Source organism: Nonomuraea diastatica, assembly GCF_004349015.1.
GTDB classification, from domain to species: domain Bacteria; phylum Actinomycetota; class Actinomycetes; order Streptosporangiales; family Streptosporangiaceae; genus Nonomuraea; species Nonomuraea diastatica.
In genome coordinates, this window is sequence record NZ_SMKP01000112.1 from 1 (window position 1) to 16,714 (window position 16,714).

A 16,714-nucleotide genomic window follows, 5' to 3' on the forward strand; every position below is an offset into this window, starting at 1 on the left:
GCCCAGGAGCGCGGCGACGACGCTGGCCCACACGATTAGGCCACCGGCAACGGATCCGCGGGGACGTCAGCGGACGGTGTGGTCCGGGCGGTGGGGCGGGGCCCGGTCGATCGGCCGAGTGGGGCCGGCCGGGAACGCAGGTGGCCGAGAGGGCCTGCGGGCGGCGGGAAGGGAAGATGGACGCGGGTGGGCGGACACGGAGTAACCTCGTCACCCGTGACGCGTTCCTCCCTGACCACCCCGCCGCCGGGCACCGCCCCGCCTGAGGCGCACGCCGCGGCGCCGCCGCCGGGCACCGCCCTGCGCAGCCACTACAACCGCTGCTTCGGCTGCGGCGCCGACCAGCCGAACGGCCTGCACCTCACGGCCATGACACCCGACGGGTCCACCGTCGAGGCGGGGTTCACGGTGGGGGAGGCGCATCAGGGCGCGCCGATGCTGGCGCACGGCGGCGTGCTGGCCGCCGCCATGGACGAGGTCATCGGGATGTCCGTCTACCTGTTCCACAAGCCCTATGTGACGGGACGCCTGGAGACCGACTATCTTCTCCCCGTCCCCGTGGGCACGACACTCCACCTGCGTGCCTGGTGCAACGGCGTCGCGGGCAGGAAGGCGTACCTTGAGGCTGAGGGGCGGATCGGCGCCCCCGACGGACCGGTCGCCGTCCGCGCGGCAGCCCTGTTCATCGAGGTGAACATGGAACACTTCGCCAAGCACGGCGATCTGGCCGCGATCGCCGCCGAACACGACTACGAGGTGAACCCTTGACCAACGCAGGTGCGGGCCCCGAGGTCCTCATCCACCGGCTCGACGCCGACTTGCCGATGCCGTCCTACGCCCACCCGGGTGACGCGGGCGCCGACCTCTACGCGGTCGAGGACGTCGAGCTGATGCCCGGCGAGCGGGCCGTCGTCGGCACGGGAGTGGCGATCGCCCTTCCCGACGGCTACGCCGCGTTCGTGCACCCGAGGTCGGGCCTGGCAGCCCGGCACGGTGTCACCCTGGTCAACGCGCCCGGCACGGTCGACGCCGGATACCGCGGCGAGATCAGGGTGACGCTGATCAACACCGACGCCAAAGAGCCGTTCCGCCTCCAGCGGGGCGATCGGGTGGCGCAGCTCGTGGTCCAGCGGGTGGAGCGCGCGGCCTTCTATGAGGTCCAGCGCCTGCCCGGTTCGGTGCGCGGCGCCAACGGATTCGGATCGACAGGACGCTGACCGGCGGGTCGCGCCCGCGGCCCTTCGACATGGCGGGCCGCCAGGCGGCCCGGTGAGCAAGGAGAGTGAGGAACGTGTTCCGACGTCGTCGTCGTGAGCAGCCGGAAGGGGCCATCGAGCAGGAGTCTGCCGCGCCCACCCGAGAGTCCGGCCCGTGGGACGCCGACGAGCCCCACCCCGACACCGACAGGATCGACCTCGGCGGCCTGCGGCTGCCGCACAATCCCGACTTCGACGTACGGCTGGCGTCGGTCGGCGACCAGCACGTCGGCGTCGTGGCCCTGTACGAAGACAGCTCGCTGCAACTGCAGGCCCTGGCCGCGCCGCGCAGCTCGGGATTGTGGGACGAGGTCAAGGCCAAGATCCTGGCCCAGGCCAAGCACCTGGAGGAGCAGGAGGGCCCGTTCGGCAGCGAGCTGACCGGCGAGATGAAGGCCGACGGCAACACCAGGCCCGCCCGCTACCTCGGCATCGACGGGCCACGCTGGTTCCTGCTCGCGGTGATCTCCGGCAAGGCGGCGCTCGACGAGTCGATCGCGGCCGCGTACATCGACTTCATCAAGGACGTCGTGATCGTGCGGGGTGACGAGCCGATGGCCCGCGAGGAGCCGATTCCGCTGCGCCGTCCCAACGAGCCGGGAGCCGAGCAGCAGCAGGAGCAGCAGGGGCTCAACCCGTTCAAGAGAGGGCCGGAGATCAGTGAGATTCGCTGACGGCTGACATCACATAGGCTGGCTCCATCATGAGTACGGCAGAGCCCCATAAACGCAGGGGATTGCGCGGGTTCTTGAGTCGGCTGGCGTCTTCCCAGTCCGAGATCGAGGCCCAGGAGCTGCGGGAAGACGCCGATGAGGTCGGCGCCACCCCCATCGCCTCGTGTGGCGGGCGCCGGCGCTTCTGCGTGGCGGGTACGCTACGTACAGTGACACTGCGCCCGAGGGGTGGTGCTCCCGCACTTGAGGCCGAGCTCTATGACGGGTCGGACGTGATCGACCTGGTCTGGCTCGGCCGCCGCAAGATAGCGGGCATCGAGCCCGGCCGCACGGTCAAGGCCGAGGGCCTGGTCAGCATGCAGGACGGGCGCAAGGTGATGTTCAATCCGCGTTACGAGCTGCGCCCAGGGAGTTGATCGAGTGAGTGCCGAGGCAGAAGAGGTCGCCCACGACACGGTTGAGGCGGCGGTGCGAGCCCAGCTCGCCAAGGCCTTCGGCGGCGTGCGCGGCATCATCGAGGCGGCGGTCCCCACGATCGCCTTCACGGTGTCCTGGATCACCACAGAAGACCTGAAGCTGTCGTTGATCATCAGCGTCGCCCTGTCGGTCGTGTTGTTGGTGGTCAGGATCGCGCAGCGGTCCACACCGCAGTTCGTGATCAACAGCTTGATCGGCATCGCGATCGGCGCGTTCTTCGCCAGCCGCACGGGCGACGCGAAAGACTACTTCCTGCCCGGCATCCTCTGGAACACCGCCTACATGCTCGGCATGCTGGTGTCGATCGTCACGCGCTGGCCGGTTGTCGGGTTCCTGATCGGCTCGGTCACGGGCGATCCGACGGCCTGGCACAAGGACCAGGGCATCGTGAGGCTCTGCACCCGGCTGACGTGGCTGCTCATGTTGCCGTGCGCGGTGCGGGTGGCCGTGCAGGGGCCCGTCTACCTGTTCGGCGGCGGCGATCAGGCGGTGGCGGCGCTCGGCTTCGCCAAGATCGTGATGGGCTGGCCGCTCCAGGTGGCCGCGTTCGCCGCGATGTTGTGGGTGCTCGGCCGCGGCCGCACCCCCATCAAACCGGCCGCATCGGTCTGACCGTTCCGCGACGACGCCCGGCCCGCCCTTCCGCATCCTTCCGTGATCCTTCCGTGCCCTCTGCGGAGGAGCTCAGCGGTCGTCGTGGTCGGGGTCGAAGGCGGTGGGCTCGGCGGGGAGGGTGTAGCGCTCGCCGATGAGGTCGGCCACCCGCTGCCTGCTCTCCGCGGGCTCCGGCTCGTCCGCCCGCTCCAGCGCCGCCACCTCGTCGGCGAGGCCGGCGTCCCCGAGGCAGTCGCGGATCCACTGAGAGTAGTCGCCCCTGCGCAGGTGGTGCAGCCAGGTGTCGTCGTCCACGCCCTCGGCCAGCTCGACGAAGGTGTGCAGGTTACGCGCCCGCAGCCGCAGCCGCTCGCCGGGCCCGGTGAAGTAGAAGCTCTTGTCCTTGGCCATGGTGCCCGCCGCGTACTTGCGGCGGTGCCGGGTGCGCTCGACGGTGGCGGGGGTGAGGGTGAGGTGCTGGGCCGCCTCGTCCCCGCGCCGCCACAGCGCGATGTCGCCATCGGCGACCCGGTCGAGTGAGGGCGCCTCCCGGCCGAGGGCGCCGGCGAACGCGGCGAGCGTGCTTTCTGGCTCCCTGCCCACCGCGATCGTGGTCGTCACCAGGCGCAGGGCCTCGGCGCTCACCGCGTCGGGATGCACGGTGATCATCAGCAGCGACCCCAGGTCGGCGGCCTCGCCCAGCGGCACGCGCCGCACCTCGGCGGGCAGCAGGTGGTGGGCCTCGTCGACCACCACCCAGTGCGGGTGGCCGAGCTTGGCGCGCACGCCGGTCAGCCGGGGCAGCAACTCGGCGAAGTACGTGGGGCGGTCGCGCAGCTGCAGGCCGATCAGGTTGACCACGACGCTCTGCCGTGGCTGCTCCAGCAGGTGCGCGACCTCCTCGACGCCGGGCACCCGGTCCGGGTCGCCGAGCACGGTGACGCCCGGATAGTCGGCGTAGTCGCCTTCCGGGTCCACGATCACGCACTGGTAGCCGTCGCCGACGAGCCGCTCCAGCAGCGCCGTCGTCACCGTGGACTTGCCACTGCCCGAGGGGCCCGCCACCAGGAGCCCGGAGCCGTACGGCCGCAGGCGCACCTCCTCGCCGTCGCGATGGCCGAGCAGGACGTGGCGGCGCGGCACCTCCACCGCGTCCAGGTCGCCCGAGAGCATCATGCCGGCCAGCTCGGCCACCCCGTCGCCCGCTTCGCCCGCCAGGCGCAGGTCGCACGCGTCCCTGAGCGCGGGCAGCGCGTTGGCGACGGCGGCGCCGCACTCGGCGGCGGTCAGGAACGAGTGGTCGTTCTCCCCGTCGCCGACCGCGACCGTGCTGTGCGCCGACAACGACAACCGGTCGAGTGCGGCGGCCAGGCCGCTTGCCTTGTTCACGCCCGGCGGCAACACCATGACGGCGCCCTTGTTGTAGATCACCTGCAGCTCCAGCCCGAGCTCGCGGATGGCCCCCAGGACGCGTACGTCGTGCGGCTCCCGCGTGGCGACCACCACCTGCCCCACGCCCAGCGGGCTGACCCCTTCATGGCGCAGCCGGTCGGCCAGCGCGGCGGGCGGAGGCATGGCCAGGGCGTCGCAGGTGCGCTGCCCCGGGTCGTACAGCAGGCCGCCGTTCTCGGCGACGACCAGGTCGAACAGGCCGGGGTGCGGGAACACGGAGAGCAGGTCGTCGAGCTCGCGTCCGGTGACCAGCACGAGTTTGATGCCGGCGCGGGAGAGCCGCTCCAGCGCCTCGATCGTCGTCTCGGCCACCCGGCCCCCGCGGGCCAGGGTCTCGTCATAGTCACAAGCCAGCACGTTGTGGCGCATGGGGTCCCCCTACCCGCCGATCGCGGGACATCCAGCCGGGGCGCGGACAGTCGCAGACGGTAAAGACCTCGGGAAGAAGCCCTTAAGTACGCGATTCGCTACGGAGGGTAAGAAAACCGGCAGAACTGCCCTCTCATCCGTACGGGAGCCAACATGCTCAGAAGCGTTGTCGCCGCCCTCACCTTGACCACTGCGGCCCTGCTGCTGGCGGCCGTGCCCGCCATCGCCGATGACGACACCGACCCGCAGAACCTGACCTGCGGGAAGGACGTCAGCAGCGAGATCGACGTGGACATCTCCGACCAGTCACCGCACACCCACAGATTCTGCTCTGACAAGGACGACCCCAACCGGATCAACGAGTTCGTCTGGGAGTCCTGAAGCGCAGCACGGTGACAGACCCCCTCGCGTGTCGCTCGCGAGGGGGCCTCCCGTCAGTGCTGCGACAGCAGGTGGGCCAGCTCCTGCTCCACCTCCTGGTTGGCCACGAAGAGCAACTCGTCGCCCGCCTCCAGCGGATCGTCCGCCGTGGGGACGAGCACCCGCCCCTCGCGCAGGATCGCCACCAGGGCGGCGTCGACGGGCCACGGCACCGAGCCGGCCCGCTGGCCCACCACAGGGGCGTCGTCGGCGAGGGTGAGCTCGACCAGGTTGGCCTGCCCCTGGCGGAACGTCATCAGGCGCACCAGGTCACCGACGCTCACCGCCTCCTCCACCAGCGCGCTCAGCAGGCGCGGGGTCGAGACGGCCACGTCGACGCCCCACGACTCGTTGAACAACCACTCGTTGTTGGGGTGGTTGATGCGGGCGACCACGCGCGGCACGCCGTATTCGGTCTTGGACAGCAGCGCCACCACCAGGTTGACCTTGTCGTCGCCGGTGGAGGCCACCACGACGTGGCAGTTGTTGAGCCCGGCCTCGTCGAGGGAGGCGATCTCGCAGGCGTCGGCGAGCAGCCACTCCGCGCGCGGCACACTGTCGATCTTGATGGCGCCGGGGTCGATGTCGATGAGCAGCACGTCGTGGCCGTTCTCCAGGAGCTCGGCCGCGATGGAGCGGCCCACGGCGCCCGCTCCGGCGATGGCGACGCGCATCAGTCGTCCTCTTCCGGTGCCGCGGCGAGCACCTTGTTGATCCGGTCCATGTCGCTCTCGGCGGCGATGACGTGCAGCACGTCGCCCTCCTGCACCACCGTGTCGGGGCCGATGGTCACGGCCTCGCCCATGCGGTTGATGAAGGCGACGCGTGCCCGAGCCCGCTCCTCGAGCTCGACGACGCGCGTGCCGATCCAGGACGGGTGCGCGGCCGCCTCGGCCAGGACGACGGTGCCGGTGGGGTCGCGCCAGAGCGGCTCCGCGCCCTCGGGGAGGATGCGGCGCATGATCTGGTCGGCGGTCCAGCGCACGGTCGCCACCGTCGGGATGCCCAGCCGCTGGTAGACCTCGGCCCGGCGAGGGTCGTAGATGCGGGCCACCACGTTGTCGACGCCGAACGTCTCACGCGCCACGCGGGCGGAGATGATGTTGGAGTTGTCGCCGCTGGAGACCGCTACGAACGCGGTGGCGGACTCGACACCCGCCTCGGTGAGCACGTCGCGATCGAAGCCCACACCCGTCACCCGCCGCCCGCGGAACCCGGCCCGCAGCCGCCGGAACGCCTGCGGATCGCGGTCGATGATGGAGACGGAATGTCCGCCGTCCTCGAGGATGTGGGCGAGGGTCGAACCCACCCGGCCACATCCCATGATCACAATATGCATATCCCCCCGCATGTTCGCGGTCGGCAGGTTGCTCGACACCAGTATGGCCCGATGGGGGGCTGCCGCGTTCGATCCCCCCGGCAGAGGACTAGCATCTCGTTACGTGTCGAAGGTGACGGATCTCGTCAAACGTGTGCTCGTGGGACGTGCCTTGCGAAGCGGGCAGCTCCATGAGCAGCTCCTGCGAAAACGCGTCGCCCTGCCCGTCTTCGCGAGTGACGCCCTCTCGTCCGTGGCGTACGCGCCCCAGGAGATCCTCGTCATCCTCTCCCTGGCCGGCGCCTCCTTCTACGCCTACAGCCCGTGGGTGGCGCTCGCTGTCGTGGTCGTGATGCTCACGGTCGTGGCGTCGTACCGGCAGAACGTGCACGCCTACCCCAGTGGCGGCGGCGACTACGAGATCGCGACCACCAACCTCGGCCGCAACGCCGGGCTCACCGTGGCCAGCGCCCTCATGGTCGACTACGTGCTGACCGTCGCGGTGTCCGTCGCCAACGGCGTCGACTACGTCGGCGCCACGATCCCGTTCGTGGGCCAGCACAAGACCGCCGTCGCCATCGTCATCGTCCTCCTGCTGACCGTGGTCAACCTGCGCGGCATCCGCGAGTCGGGTGCCGCGTTCGCCGTCCCGACGTACGCCTTCATGGTCGCCGTCCTGGGGCTGATCGCCTGGGGCGGGTTCCGGCTGCTGGTCCTGGACGAGCAGATCCAGGCGCCCAGCGCCCACTTCACCATCAAGCCCGAGCAGACCGACCTCACGGCCTTCGCCGCGGCGTTCCTGATCCTGCGCGCGTTCTCGACCGGCTGTGCCGCCCTGACGGGCGTCGAGGCCATCAGCAACGGCGTGCCCGCGTTCAGGAAGCCCAAGGGCAAGAACGCCGCCACCACGCTGCTGATGATGGGGCTGGTGGCGATCAGCATGTTCAGCGGCATCATCGCCCTCGGCCTGGCGTCAGGGGTGAAGGTGGCCGAGCCGTCGGTGGTCGCCGAGGACCTGCTCAGACCGGACGGCACGCCCGTCGGCCCCGATTACTACCAGCAGCCGATCATCTCCCAGGTGGCCGACGCGGTGTTCGGGAGCGGGTCGACGCCGTTCATCGTCGTCTCGGCGGTGACGGCGCTGATCCTCTTCCTGGCCGCCAACACGGCGTTCAACGGCTTCCCCGTGCTCGGCTCGATCCTGGCGCAGGACCGTTTCCTGCCGCGCCAGCTGCACACCCGCGGCGACCGGCTGGCCTTCTCCAACGGCATCGTCATTCTGGCGCTCGGCGCGTGCCTGCTGCTCTGGGGGTTCGATGCGGACGTCAGCCGCCTGCTCAACCTCTACATCGTCGGAGTGTTCGTCTCGTTCACGCTGAGCCAGACCGGCATGGTCATCCACTGGACCCGCCATCTGAAGACCGAGACCGAGCCCAGGATCCGGCACCAGATGTACCGCTCCCGAGCGATCAACTTCTTCGGGGCGATCATGACGGGGCTGGTGCTCATCGTCGTGCTGCTGACGAAGTTCCTGGTCGGGGCCTGGATCGTGGTGATCGTGATGCCGACCCTGTACCTCATGATGAAGGGCATCAGGCGTCACTACGACAACGTGGCGGCGGAGCTGGAGATCAGTGAGGACTACGAGCCGGCCATGCTGCCCGCGCGCAACCACGCGATCGTGCTGGTCTCGAAGATCCACAAGCCGACCATGCGTGCCCTCGCGTACGCCCGCGTCACCCGGCCGTCCACGCTGGAGGCCGTCACCGTGGGCGTCGAGGGGGAGGAGGCGCGCAGACTGCAGGAGGAGTGGGAGCGCCTGGGCATCCCGGTGCCGCTCAAGATGCTCGACTCGCCCTACCGCGAGATCACGCAGCCCATCCTCGACTACGTCAAGACGCTGCGTAGGCGCTCACCGCGCGACGTGGTGACCGTGTTCATCCCCGAATACGTGGTCGGCCACTGGTGGGAGCACCTGCTGCACAACCAGAGCGCGCTCCGGCTGAAGGCGCGCCTGCTGTTCAAGCCGGGAGTCATGGTGACCAGCGTGCCCTGGCAGCTGCAGTCCTCCGACCGGCTCAAGGGCAGGCCCGAGCCGTTCGCGCCCGGCGCGGTGCGGCGTCCCGCGCAGCAGAGCGACGACGAGGGGCGGCTCAGTTCCCGCTGATCAGCGCGCGCAGCCTGCCGGTGTCGCCCGCGCTCCAACCCGGCGGCGGGGCCACGGCGGCCCATCCGTCCACGATGTCGGCGTTGTACCGGTGCCCGTGCCCAGGCGGCACCGACAGCGCGGCCGTCATGTCCACCAGCACCTGCCAGAACGTCACCAGCGGGAACCAGTTCATCTGCGGGTTCATGCCCGGCGCCCGCGGCTCCTCCAGCCAGGCCGGCCTTCGGTAGATCAGCTCCGGCGTCCACCACACCACCGGGTCGGAGGCGTTCTGCAGGTAGACGACGCGCGGGTGCCGCCACGGGCCGGGCGGGCGGTTCAGGTCGGCGGGGTGCTGGGCGAACCTGGCCGTCCGGCCGCCTTCGTAGACCGGCCGCCACACGGGGCTGCCGGGCTCGCGGCCCTCGGTGAGCCGCCGCCAGATCGGGTCGGCGTTCGGCGGCCCGACGAACAAGGCACCGTCCGTCCTGGCCACCATGTCGTCCAGGTCGTCGAACGCCCGCTCCAGCTCGTACGAGCCCAGGCTCTCGCCCGACAACACCAGGCGCGGCCGGTCATCGAGCGGCAGCAGGGCCAGCCGGGCGTGCACCGCCTCGAACAACGCCTTGCCGGCGGCCGCCGCCTTGCCCCTGTCGACCAGGAACGACACCCAGCTCGGCAGGTAGGAGTACTGCACCGCGACCATGGCGGAGCGGCCGTTGTACATGTACTCGAGCGCGTCGACGATGTGCTCGTCCACCCAGCCGGTGCCGGTGGTGCCGAGCACGGCGATGATCGGCCGGTCGAACGCGCCGGTGCGCTCCAGCTCGCGCACGGCCAGCCGCGCCTGCGCCTCGGGCGAGGCCTCGGCGTCGAGGCCGACGTATACCCTGATGGGCTCGGCGGCCGGACGGCCGGAGAAGGCGGTCAGCTGGGCGGGGGTGACGGCGCTGCCGGCGAAACTACGGCCCTCCCTGCCCAGCGACTCCCAGCTCACCAGCGAGCCGGGGCCGCCCGACAGGGAACGCGACACGGGCGGGCGCACGCCCGGGTTGGTGCCCTTGTTGGCGACCGACGAGACGTCGCTCACCCTGGCCACGAACCCGGAGAACACCACGTCGTTCGCCAGCACCCCCACCAGGACGGCGATGACGAGCACACCGATGGCGTGCCCCGCGAACGACGGCACGAACCGGTCCAGCCAGCCGATCAGCCTGCGGCCGCCCAGGCGTACCAGCCTGCACAGGAAAAGGATCACGGCGAACAGGCTGAGGGCCACGGCGAGGATCACCGGCGGGAACCAGGTGATCCGCGTGTCCATGCCCATGAGTTCCCGCAGGTCGCGCTGCCAGTCATAGCTGTACCAGAGCGTGATCACCCCCACCGCGGCGCCGCTCGCGATCAGGACCTGCCAGGCGATCCAGCGGGCGCGCTCGGACGGGCGGTAGCTGATCACCGAACGCCCCAGCGCGCCCAGCGCCGCACCTGCGGCATAGCCGATGATCCCGGTGACGGCGCCCATGACCCCCTGGTAGAGCCACGTGCGGGGCAGCAGCGACGGCGTCAGCGAGGCGCAGGCGAACAGCACGGCCAGCAGCGTCCCCCCGAATCCGAGCCGCCGACGTACCACCCGCCCCTGGTTCACGATCACCTAGGGTAACGGCCCGCCCGTAGGGGACGGCGGCGCCCCCCACCCGTGACAGGCCGCCGCGCCCGCGCACATAGGGTGTTGGTGTGGAACAGGCATCTCTCGAGCTGACGGTAGGTCCGGTCGCCCATGGCGGCTGGTGCGTGGCACGCCACGAAGGGCGCGTGGTCTTCGTCCGCCACGCCCTGCCCGGCGAGCGGGTGATCGCCGACGTCACCGAGGAGACCACCCGGTTCCTGCGGGCCGACGCCGTGGAGATCCTCGAGCCGTCGCCCGATCGTGTAGTCCCGCCCTGCCCCTACGCCGGACCGGGGCGCTGCGGCGGCTGCGACTGGCAACACGCCACGCCCGAGGCGCAGCGGCGGCTCAAGGCGCAGGTCGTGACCGAGCAGTTGCAGCGGCTGGCGGGCATCCAGCGCGAGGTCGTGGTCGAGGAGGTGCCGGGGGCCAAAGATGGCCTCGGCTGGCGCACGCGGGTGCAATTCGCCGCGCTGCCCTCCGGCGAGCTGGGCTTCCGCCGCCACCGCTCCCACGAGATCGAGGTCGTCGACGCCTGCCTGATCGCCCACCCCGAGGTCGAGGCGGTCGCCGCCGAGGAGCACACCTGGCCTGGCGCGTCGAGCATCGAGGTCATCGCCTCATCCGGCGGCGACCGGGCCGTGGTCGTCACGCCCAGGCCCCGGCGCAGCGTCACGGTGCCCGACCTCGAAGCGCCCGCCTCCGTCCTGCTCGACCAGGGCAAGGGCCGCACGGTGCCGCGGCGCGGCTCAGGCGTGCTGCACGAGCAGGCGGGCGACCGCCGGTTCCGGGTGGCGGGCAGCGGCTTCTGGCAGGTGCACCCCGGGGCCGCCGAGACGCTGCTCGACGCGGTGCTGGCGTACGCCGCGCCCGAACCGGGGGAGTGGGCGCTCGACCTCTACTGCGGCGTGGGCCTGTTCGCGGCCGGCCTGGCGGAGGCCGTGGGGCCCGAGGGCGCGGTGTTCGGCGTGGAGTCGGAGGAGTCCGCGGTCCGTGACGCCCGCGCCAACCTCCGCGACCTGCCGCAGGCGCGGGTGGAGCGGGGGCGCGTCGAGGACGCCCTCGACCGGTTCCAGATCGAGCGGGCCGACCTCGTCGTGGTCGACCCGCCGAGGGCGGGGCTGGGGCGCGAGGTGGTGACGCGCATCGCGTCGCTGGACGCCCTGCGGATCGTGTACGTGTCATGCGACCCGGCCACCCTCGCCCGCGACCTGGCCTGGCTGGCGGAGCGCGGCTACACCCTGTCGGAGTTGCGGGCGTTCGACGCGTTCCCGATGACCCATCACGTGGAGTGCGTCGCTCTGCTCGTCCGGGCGTAGGCCGGGAGACGCCGGCGGGTGTGCCGGCATCCTCGCCTCAGGGGGAGGAGCCGCTCAGAGCCAGCCCATGCGCTGTGCCGTGCGGATGGCCTCCAGGCGGTTCTGCGCGTTGAGCTTGGTCATGGCACTGGACAGATAGTTGCGTACGGTGCCCTCTGTCAGGTGCAGCTCTCCCGCGATCCTGGAGATCGTGGCCCCGTCGCCGGCCAGACGGAGGGCGTCGCGTTCGCGCTCGGTCAGCGGGCTGTCGCCGGCGGCCATCGCCGCGGCGGCCAGCTCGGCGTCGAGGTAGCGCCCGCCCGCCTGGACCTTGCGGATGGCCATCGCCAGTTCCTCCGCCGAGGCGTCCTTGCCGAGGAAGCCGCTCACGCCCGCCGCCATGGCCCGGCGCAGGTAGCCGGGACGGCCCAGGCTGGTCAGGATGACGATCTTGCACTGGGAGCTGATCTGCTCGGCGGCGCTCAGGCCGTCCATGCCCGGCATCTCGATGTCGAGGACGGCCACGTCGGGCCGGTGCTCGGCCACCGCGGGCACGACCTCGTCGCCCCGGCCCACCTGGGCCACGACCTCGATGCCGTCCTCCAGGTCGAGCAGGGCCGCGATGGCGCCCCTGACGAGGTGCTCGTCGTCGGCGAGCAGCACGCGGGTGGTCATGCCGGGGTCCTCCTCGTACGGGGCATGTGCGCGGTCATGCGGGCACCGCCGCGCGCAGGAGGTAGCGGCCCTCGCGGGCCGGCTCCGCCTCCAGGGTGCCGCCCGCCGCGCGCACGCGCTGGGCCAGCCCCGCCAGGCCGTTCGGCGCGTGCGGACCCACCGGCCCGTGCACCCCGTCGTTGGACATCTCCAGCACTCCGTCCTGGATCGTGATCGTGCAACGTTCGGCCTCGCTGTGCTTGAGCACGTTTGTCGCGCCCTCGCGCACGACCGTGGCCAGCAGCGTGCGCGTCTCGGGCGACAACGAGGCGGTTTCCGCGCGCACGGTGCAGCGTACGTCCGCCGCCTCCAGCACCGCCCGGACGCTGGCGAGGACCTCGTCCAGGTCGATCGCCCGGTAGTTCTGGACGACGTTGCGCACCTCGCGCAGCGACTGCCTGGCCAGGTCGCGCACCTCGAACATCTCGGCCGCGGCCGCCTCCCGCCCGGAGCGCAGGGTCCGCTCGGCGCGGGCGGTCCCGGCCGCGATGTCGGTGAGGCTCTGCCCGAGCAGGTCGTTGAGGTCGCGGGCGAAGCGCAGCCGCTCCTCCGACACCGCCAGCCTGGACAGCGCCTCCTGCCCTTCGTGCGCCTCCTTGGTCAGGTGCCAGAGCCGCAGGTTGGCCCACACCGCGCCGACGGCGATGGCGGTCATCACGGCCTGGATGAGCACCAGCTCGGGAACGAAGGAGTCGGCCAGCGTCACGTACAGGTTGATGACCACGATCGACCCGACCGACAGGGCGATGATGGTCGTTCTGCGGGCGAACGCCGTGATCAGCCCCAGCCACGCCGGGATCACCCAGACGATCGGGAGGACCGACAGGAGGAGGACGATCACCCCCGTGACCGCGAGGATCGCCGTGGGCCGCTTCCCGCCCCTGACGGCGATCCTGAACGGCCGCGTGCTGAGCACGGTGAAGACCAGCAGCAACACGGCGGCGGTCACGACCGCCGGCCAGGGCAGACCCATCTGCCAGCGGACGTACAGGTCGAAGAAACCGACGGCGGACAGCAGCAGGAGAAGGTCCGAGGACCAGATGATCAGCCAGCGGGCCTTGTCGTATTTCGTCGCGTTCCGCACGCGGGAGATGACTCTCATGACGGCACCGTCGCGCGCAGCAGGAACTCGCCCGACCTGGTGGGCGCCGCGGAGAACGAGCCGCCCGCCGCGACCAGCCGCTCCGACAGCCCGCGCAGGCCGTTGCCGGTCGTGCCCGGCTGCCCGTTCACGCCGTCGTTGACCATCTCGAGCACGCCCCCGTCGATCGTGATGGCGCAGCGGGTGGCCCTGCTGTGCTTGAGCACGTTGGTGCCGCCCTCGCGCACCGCCCACGCCAGCAGCGTCCTGGCCTCCGGTGCCAGCTCGTCGGCCCTGGCCTCGATCACGCAGCGGGCGCCCGTGGCCTCCAGCGCGACGCGTACGCCGTCGAGCTCCTCGTCCAGGTCGAGCATCTGGTAACCGTGCACGGCCTGCTGCACCTCGGCCAGCGACTCGCCGGCCAGCTCGCGTACGGCGGCCATCTCGGCGGCCGCCCTCGCGGTGTCCTTGGTGGTCAGCTTGGCGGCCAGCTCGCTCTTCAGCGTGATCACCGCGAGGCTGTGGCCGAGCAGGTCGTGCAGGTCACGGGCGAAGCGCAGCCGCTCTTCCGCGACGGCCAGGCTGGCCTTCGCCTCCCGGCTCTTGTGCGCGTCCCTGATGATCCACCAGAGCCAGCGCCACAGCAGCATGGCTCCGATCAGGACGACGGTCATGGCCGAATCGCCGAGCAGGACGCCCGGCCACGCCTGGCCGGTCACGTGGACGACGAACGCGACGGACAAGGTGACCGTGGCCGTGGCCAGGCAGGCCGTCGCCCACAGCGGCAGATAGAGCGCGGCGGCCGACAACCACAGGGCGACGCTCTGGTGGTGCAGGCCGGCGGTGCTGCCGTTGTGCGGCATGAGCGGCAGCATGCCGCCCGCGAACACCGCTGCGAGCGCCAGTTTCGGTGTGGGCCTGGGCCGGTGGTCGAAGGCCTGCCTGAGGAGGAAGGGATAGAGTCCGAAGAAGCCGAGCAGGCACACGAGGATGGCCGCCGTGCGGGGGACGGTGATCGTGCCGGACGCCGTCTCCGCGACGATGATCACGCCGAACATCACGGCCATGAGGACTATCGCGGCGTCCATCCAATAGATGAGGAGCTTTCTGGCCGTGTCGGGACGTGCCGCCATCACGCCCTCCCCTTGCTGACAAAATCCTCACCGCTCCCCGGAAGACTATATTCAGGACAGCGCCCGCCAGAGAATCCGTGAGACGCCCTGCGGTGGCCTCGCTCCGCGCAGTGACAGCCAGGCCAGCCGGTGGCGGGTGGCGTACGCGGCCAGCGTGCGCGCGTCCGACGCGCCGAGGTCGGAGCCGGCGGCCAGCACCGGGGTCAGCGCGATGCGCTCCCACGCCTCGCCGGGGTCGTCCACCTCCTGCGCCCGCGCGATCTGGACGCGGGCCGCTCGCACGGCCGTCGCCACCCTGCCCAGCCGGCCGCGGTGCGCCGTGCTCCGTTCGAGATCGGCCAGCAGGTTGACGGTGCCGATGTCCGCGCCCGCCCGGCGGGTGGTCCGCAGCATCGCCGCGTCGGCCGGGCTCAGCCCGCCGGGCTTCAGCGGCAGGGTGAAGCTCACGCGCAGGTCGCGCTCCTGCTGCAGGGCGTGGATGGCGCCCGCCCTGCGCAGCACGGCGCCCTTGTCGGCGCTGTCGCGGACCTCGAAGTCGATGGTGGTGGCGTCGTAAGCTCCGATGATCCTGCGGTAGGCGGTGGCGAGCGCGCCGGGCCGGGTGCACGTCGTGGCCAGCTCGCGCCCGCCAGACCCGCCGAACACGAGCACGGCGTCGCCGCCCAGCGCCCTGAGCCGGCCGATCCGCTTGCCGGGGGCGCGGGAGCCCGTCCACGCCGGCACGCAGCCGTCGCCGCCCGCGACGAGGTGGCCGAGCGCGTACCGGCGGACGCCGGTGCGGCGGGACCGCGCGGGAAGGTCGAACTCGGGCTCGCGGGCGGTGTCGACGAACGTCATGTACGTCGTCGTCGGTGGCTCCTCGGAGACGACGGGCGAGAGCGAAGGCGACGGCCGCGCGACCGGTGGCGGCGCCGCCGGCGGAGGCGTGCCGTTCGCCGGGAGCAGGCGGATCGCCGCGCCGGTGCCCGCGACGAGCGCGAGCGCTCCCAGGATCGCCAGAGGGCGAGGGAGCAGGCCGGGCTCCCTGGTGTGCCGCGGCATAGGCCACCCCGTGTGTTCGGTCGGCTACGTACAGCGCTGGCGGGTGCACGCTACCAACCGCGGGCGGCACGGCGCGGCTCTTTTCAGATTCGCGTCCGTTGTGTGCGGATAATGTGGGCATGAAGCTGAGGATCTTCACCGAACCCCAGCAGGGCGCGACATATGACGACCTGCTCTCCGTCGCACAGGCCACCGAAAGCCTGGGTTTCGACGCTTTCTTCCGGTCCGACCACTACCAGCGCATCGGCCCCGGCGACGCGGGTCCCGGCTCGACTGACGCGTGGATCACGCTTGCCGGTCTGGCCAGGGAGACCTCCAGGATCCGGCTGGGCACGCTGGTGAGCCCGGCCACGTTCCGGCTGCCGGGGCCGCTGGCGATCACCGTGGCCCAGGTCGACCAGATGAGCGGGGGCCGGGCCGAGCTGGGCTTCGGCACCGGCTGGTACGACGGTGAGCACGCCGCGTACGGCATCCCGTTCCCGCCGACGGGCGAGCGTTTCGCGCGCTTCGAGGAGCAGCTAGAAATCATCACGGGTCTGTGGACGGCGGAGAAGAGCTACTCCTTCGAGGGCAGCTACTACCGGCTCGCCGACTCGCCCGCCCTGCCCAAACCCGTCCAGCGGCCCAGGCCGCCGGTCATCATCGGCGGGTTCGGCGCCAAGCGCACGCCCCGGCTGGCGGCGACGTACGCGGACGAGTACAACGTGCCGTTCCGCACGTTGGACGAGACCAAGGAGGCCTTCGACCGGGTGCGCGAGGCGTGCGAGAGCACCGGGCGCACCGTACTGCTGTCGACGGCGCAGACCACGGTCGTGGGAGCCGACCAGGCGGAGGTCGAGCGGCGCGCGGCGGCCATCGGCGAGGACCCCGCCGCCCTGCGCGAGCGGGGCCTGGCCGGCACTCCCGCCGAGGTGGCCGAGAAGATCGCCACGTTCGCCGAGCTCGGCGCGGAGCACGTTTACCTGCAGATCCTCGACCTGGCCGACCTGGAACACCTGGAGCTGATCGCCGCCGAGGTGCTCTCGCACGTGGCGTAATCGATTGGCGGCGCTTCGCGTGGTTACGGCACACTTGG

The 16,714-nt window shown here is 71.3% G+C and carries 17 protein-coding genes; 9 read left to right on the forward strand and 8 right to left on the reverse strand.

What is annotated here, in order from left to right; translation table 11 throughout:
- The first annotated feature begins 216 nt into the window (after window positions 1-216).
- The 5 genes from E1294_RS32395 (at window position 217) to E1294_RS32415 (ending at window position 3,019) form a co-directional block, all read left to right on the forward strand.
- Window positions 217-768: a PaaI family thioesterase gene (locus E1294_RS32395; RefSeq protein WP_132514773.1), complete on the forward strand. Its 552-nt coding sequence runs from the start codon at window positions 217-219 to the stop codon at window positions 766-768.
- Complete coding sequence (gene dut / locus E1294_RS32400) at window positions 765-1,217, forward strand: dUTP diphosphatase (RefSeq protein WP_132514774.1); 453 nt, start codon at window positions 765-767, stop codon at window positions 1,215-1,217. The genes E1294_RS32395 and dut overlap by 4 nt, the downstream gene beginning before the upstream one ends.
- 74 nt (window positions 1,218-1,291) lie before the next feature.
- Window positions 1,292-1,930: a DUF3710 domain-containing protein gene (locus E1294_RS32405; RefSeq protein ID WP_246083441.1), complete on the forward strand. Its 639-nt coding sequence runs from the start codon at window positions 1,292-1,294 to the stop codon at window positions 1,928-1,930.
- Between the two features lie 209 nt (window positions 1,931-2,139).
- Window positions 2,140-2,346, forward strand: coding sequence for an OB-fold nucleic acid binding domain-containing protein (locus E1294_RS58315; RefSeq protein WP_225289212.1), 207 nt, complete (start codon window positions 2,140-2,142; stop codon window positions 2,344-2,346).
- A 4-nt stretch (window positions 2,347-2,350) separates the two neighbouring features.
- Window positions 2,351-3,019, forward strand: coding sequence for a DUF3159 domain-containing protein (locus E1294_RS32415; RefSeq protein ID WP_246083442.1), 669 nt, complete (start codon window positions 2,351-2,353; stop codon window positions 3,017-3,019).
- Between the two features lie 72 nt (window positions 3,020-3,091).
- Here the strand turns inward: E1294_RS32415 and E1294_RS32420 are convergent, their stop codons facing one another.
- Entirely contained in the window at window positions 3,092-4,822 is a 1,731-nt protein-coding gene (locus E1294_RS32420; RefSeq protein ID WP_132514776.1) for an HAD hydrolase family protein, read from the reverse strand.
- 153 nt (window positions 4,823-4,975) lie between these two features.
- On the opposite strand from E1294_RS32420, the gene E1294_RS32425 reads away from it, so the two are divergent.
- A complete protein-coding gene (locus E1294_RS32425; RefSeq protein ID WP_132514777.1) occupies window positions 4,976-5,203 on the forward strand; it encodes a hypothetical protein in 228 nt (75 codons plus the stop codon).
- Between the two features lie 53 nt (window positions 5,204-5,256).
- Here E1294_RS32425 and E1294_RS32430 read toward each other — a convergent pair whose 3' ends face one another.
- Together E1294_RS32430 and E1294_RS32435 are read right to left on the reverse strand one after the other, a co-directional pair.
- Entirely contained in the window at window positions 5,257-5,916 is a 660-nt protein-coding gene (locus E1294_RS32430; RefSeq protein ID WP_132514778.1) for a potassium channel family protein, read from the reverse strand.
- Entirely contained in the window at window positions 5,916-6,581 is a 666-nt protein-coding gene (locus E1294_RS32435; protein WP_132514779.1) for a potassium channel family protein, read from the reverse strand. The genes E1294_RS32430 and E1294_RS32435 overlap by 1 nt, the downstream gene beginning before the upstream one ends.
- Before the next feature lie 103 nt (window positions 6,582-6,684).
- On the opposite strand from E1294_RS32435, the gene E1294_RS32440 reads away from it, so the two are divergent.
- Window positions 6,685-8,727 carry an APC family permease gene (locus E1294_RS32440; protein ID WP_132514780.1) on the forward strand — a complete coding sequence of 681 codons (2,043 nt, stop codon included), beginning with the start codon at window positions 6,685-6,687 and terminating at the stop codon, window positions 8,725-8,727.
- Here the strand turns inward: E1294_RS32440 and E1294_RS32445 are convergent.
- Window positions 8,714-10,351, reverse strand: coding sequence for an alpha/beta hydrolase (locus tag E1294_RS32445; RefSeq protein WP_246083443.1), 1,638 nt, complete (start codon window positions 10,349-10,351; stop codon window positions 8,714-8,716). The genes E1294_RS32440 and E1294_RS32445 overlap by 14 nt on opposite strands.
- 89 nt (window positions 10,352-10,440) lie before the next feature.
- Here E1294_RS32445 and E1294_RS32450 point away from each other — a divergent pair, with 89 nt between their 5' ends.
- Complete coding sequence (locus E1294_RS32450; protein WP_132514782.1) at window positions 10,441-11,691, forward strand: class I SAM-dependent RNA methyltransferase; 1,251 nt, start codon at window positions 10,441-10,443, stop codon at window positions 11,689-11,691.
- A 54-nt stretch (window positions 11,692-11,745) separates the two neighbouring features.
- On the opposite strand, the gene E1294_RS32455 is transcribed toward E1294_RS32450, so the two are convergent.
- From E1294_RS32455 to E1294_RS32470, 4 genes are read right to left on the reverse strand one after another with little or no spacing between them, the layout of a single operon-like run.
- Entirely contained in the window at window positions 11,746-12,345 is a 600-nt protein-coding gene (locus tag E1294_RS32455; RefSeq protein WP_132514783.1) for a response regulator transcription factor, read from the reverse strand.
- 34 nt (window positions 12,346-12,379) lie between these two features.
- Entirely contained in the window at window positions 12,380-13,486 is a 1,107-nt protein-coding gene (locus E1294_RS32460; RefSeq protein ID WP_132514784.1) for a sensor histidine kinase, read from the reverse strand.
- A complete protein-coding gene (locus tag E1294_RS32465) occupies window positions 13,483-14,598 on the reverse strand; it encodes a sensor histidine kinase (protein ID WP_132514785.1) in 1,116 nt (371 codons plus the stop codon). Before E1294_RS32465 ends, E1294_RS32460 begins: the two co-directional genes overlap by 4 nt.
- Before the next feature lie 51 nt (window positions 14,599-14,649).
- Window positions 14,650-15,639: a glycoside hydrolase family 18 protein gene (locus E1294_RS32470; protein ID WP_132514786.1), complete on the reverse strand. Its 990-nt coding sequence runs from the start codon at window positions 15,637-15,639 to the stop codon at window positions 14,650-14,652.
- A gap of 119 nt (window positions 15,640-15,758) precedes the next feature.
- Between E1294_RS32470 and E1294_RS32475 the strand changes: the two genes are divergently transcribed.
- Window positions 15,759-16,676: an LLM class F420-dependent oxidoreductase gene (locus E1294_RS32475; RefSeq protein ID WP_132514787.1), complete on the forward strand. Its 918-nt coding sequence runs from the start codon at window positions 15,759-15,761 to the stop codon at window positions 16,674-16,676.
- The last annotated feature ends 38 nt before the right edge of the window (window positions 16,677-16,714 follow it).

Excerpts from the sequence above, each read along its gene's own strand:
- E1294_RS32420 (WP_132514776.1), bottom strand. The coding sequence starts at position 4,822 with ATGCGCCACAACGTGCTGGCTTGTGACTATGACGAGACCCTGGCCCGC.
- E1294_RS32475 (WP_132514787.1), top strand. The coding sequence starts at position 15,759 with ATGAAGCTGAGGATCTTCACCGAACCCCAGCAGGGCGCGACATATGAC.
- E1294_RS32425 (WP_132514777.1), top strand. The coding sequence starts at position 4,976 with ATGCTCAGAAGCGTTGTCGCCGCCCTCACCTTGACCACTGCGGCCCTG.
- E1294_RS32460 (WP_132514784.1), bottom strand. The coding sequence starts at position 13,486 with ATGAGAGTCATCTCCCGCGTGCGGAACGCGACGAAATACGACAAGGCC.
- E1294_RS32465 (WP_132514785.1), bottom strand. The coding sequence starts at position 14,598 with ATGGCGGCACGTCCCGACACGGCCAGAAAGCTCCTCATCTATTGGATG.
- E1294_RS32455 (WP_132514783.1), bottom strand. The coding sequence starts at position 12,345 with ATGACCACCCGCGTGCTGCTCGCCGACGACGAGCACCTCGTCAGGGGC.
- E1294_RS32430 (WP_132514778.1), bottom strand. The coding sequence starts at position 5,916 with ATGCGCGTCGCCATCGCCGGAGCGGGCGCCGTGGGCCGCTCCATCGCG.
- E1294_RS32470 (WP_132514786.1), bottom strand. The coding sequence starts at position 15,639 with ATGCCGCGGCACACCAGGGAGCCCGGCCTGCTCCCTCGCCCTCTGGCG.
- E1294_RS32435 (WP_132514779.1), bottom strand. The coding sequence starts at position 6,581 with ATGCATATTGTGATCATGGGATGTGGCCGGGTGGGTTCGACCCTCGCC.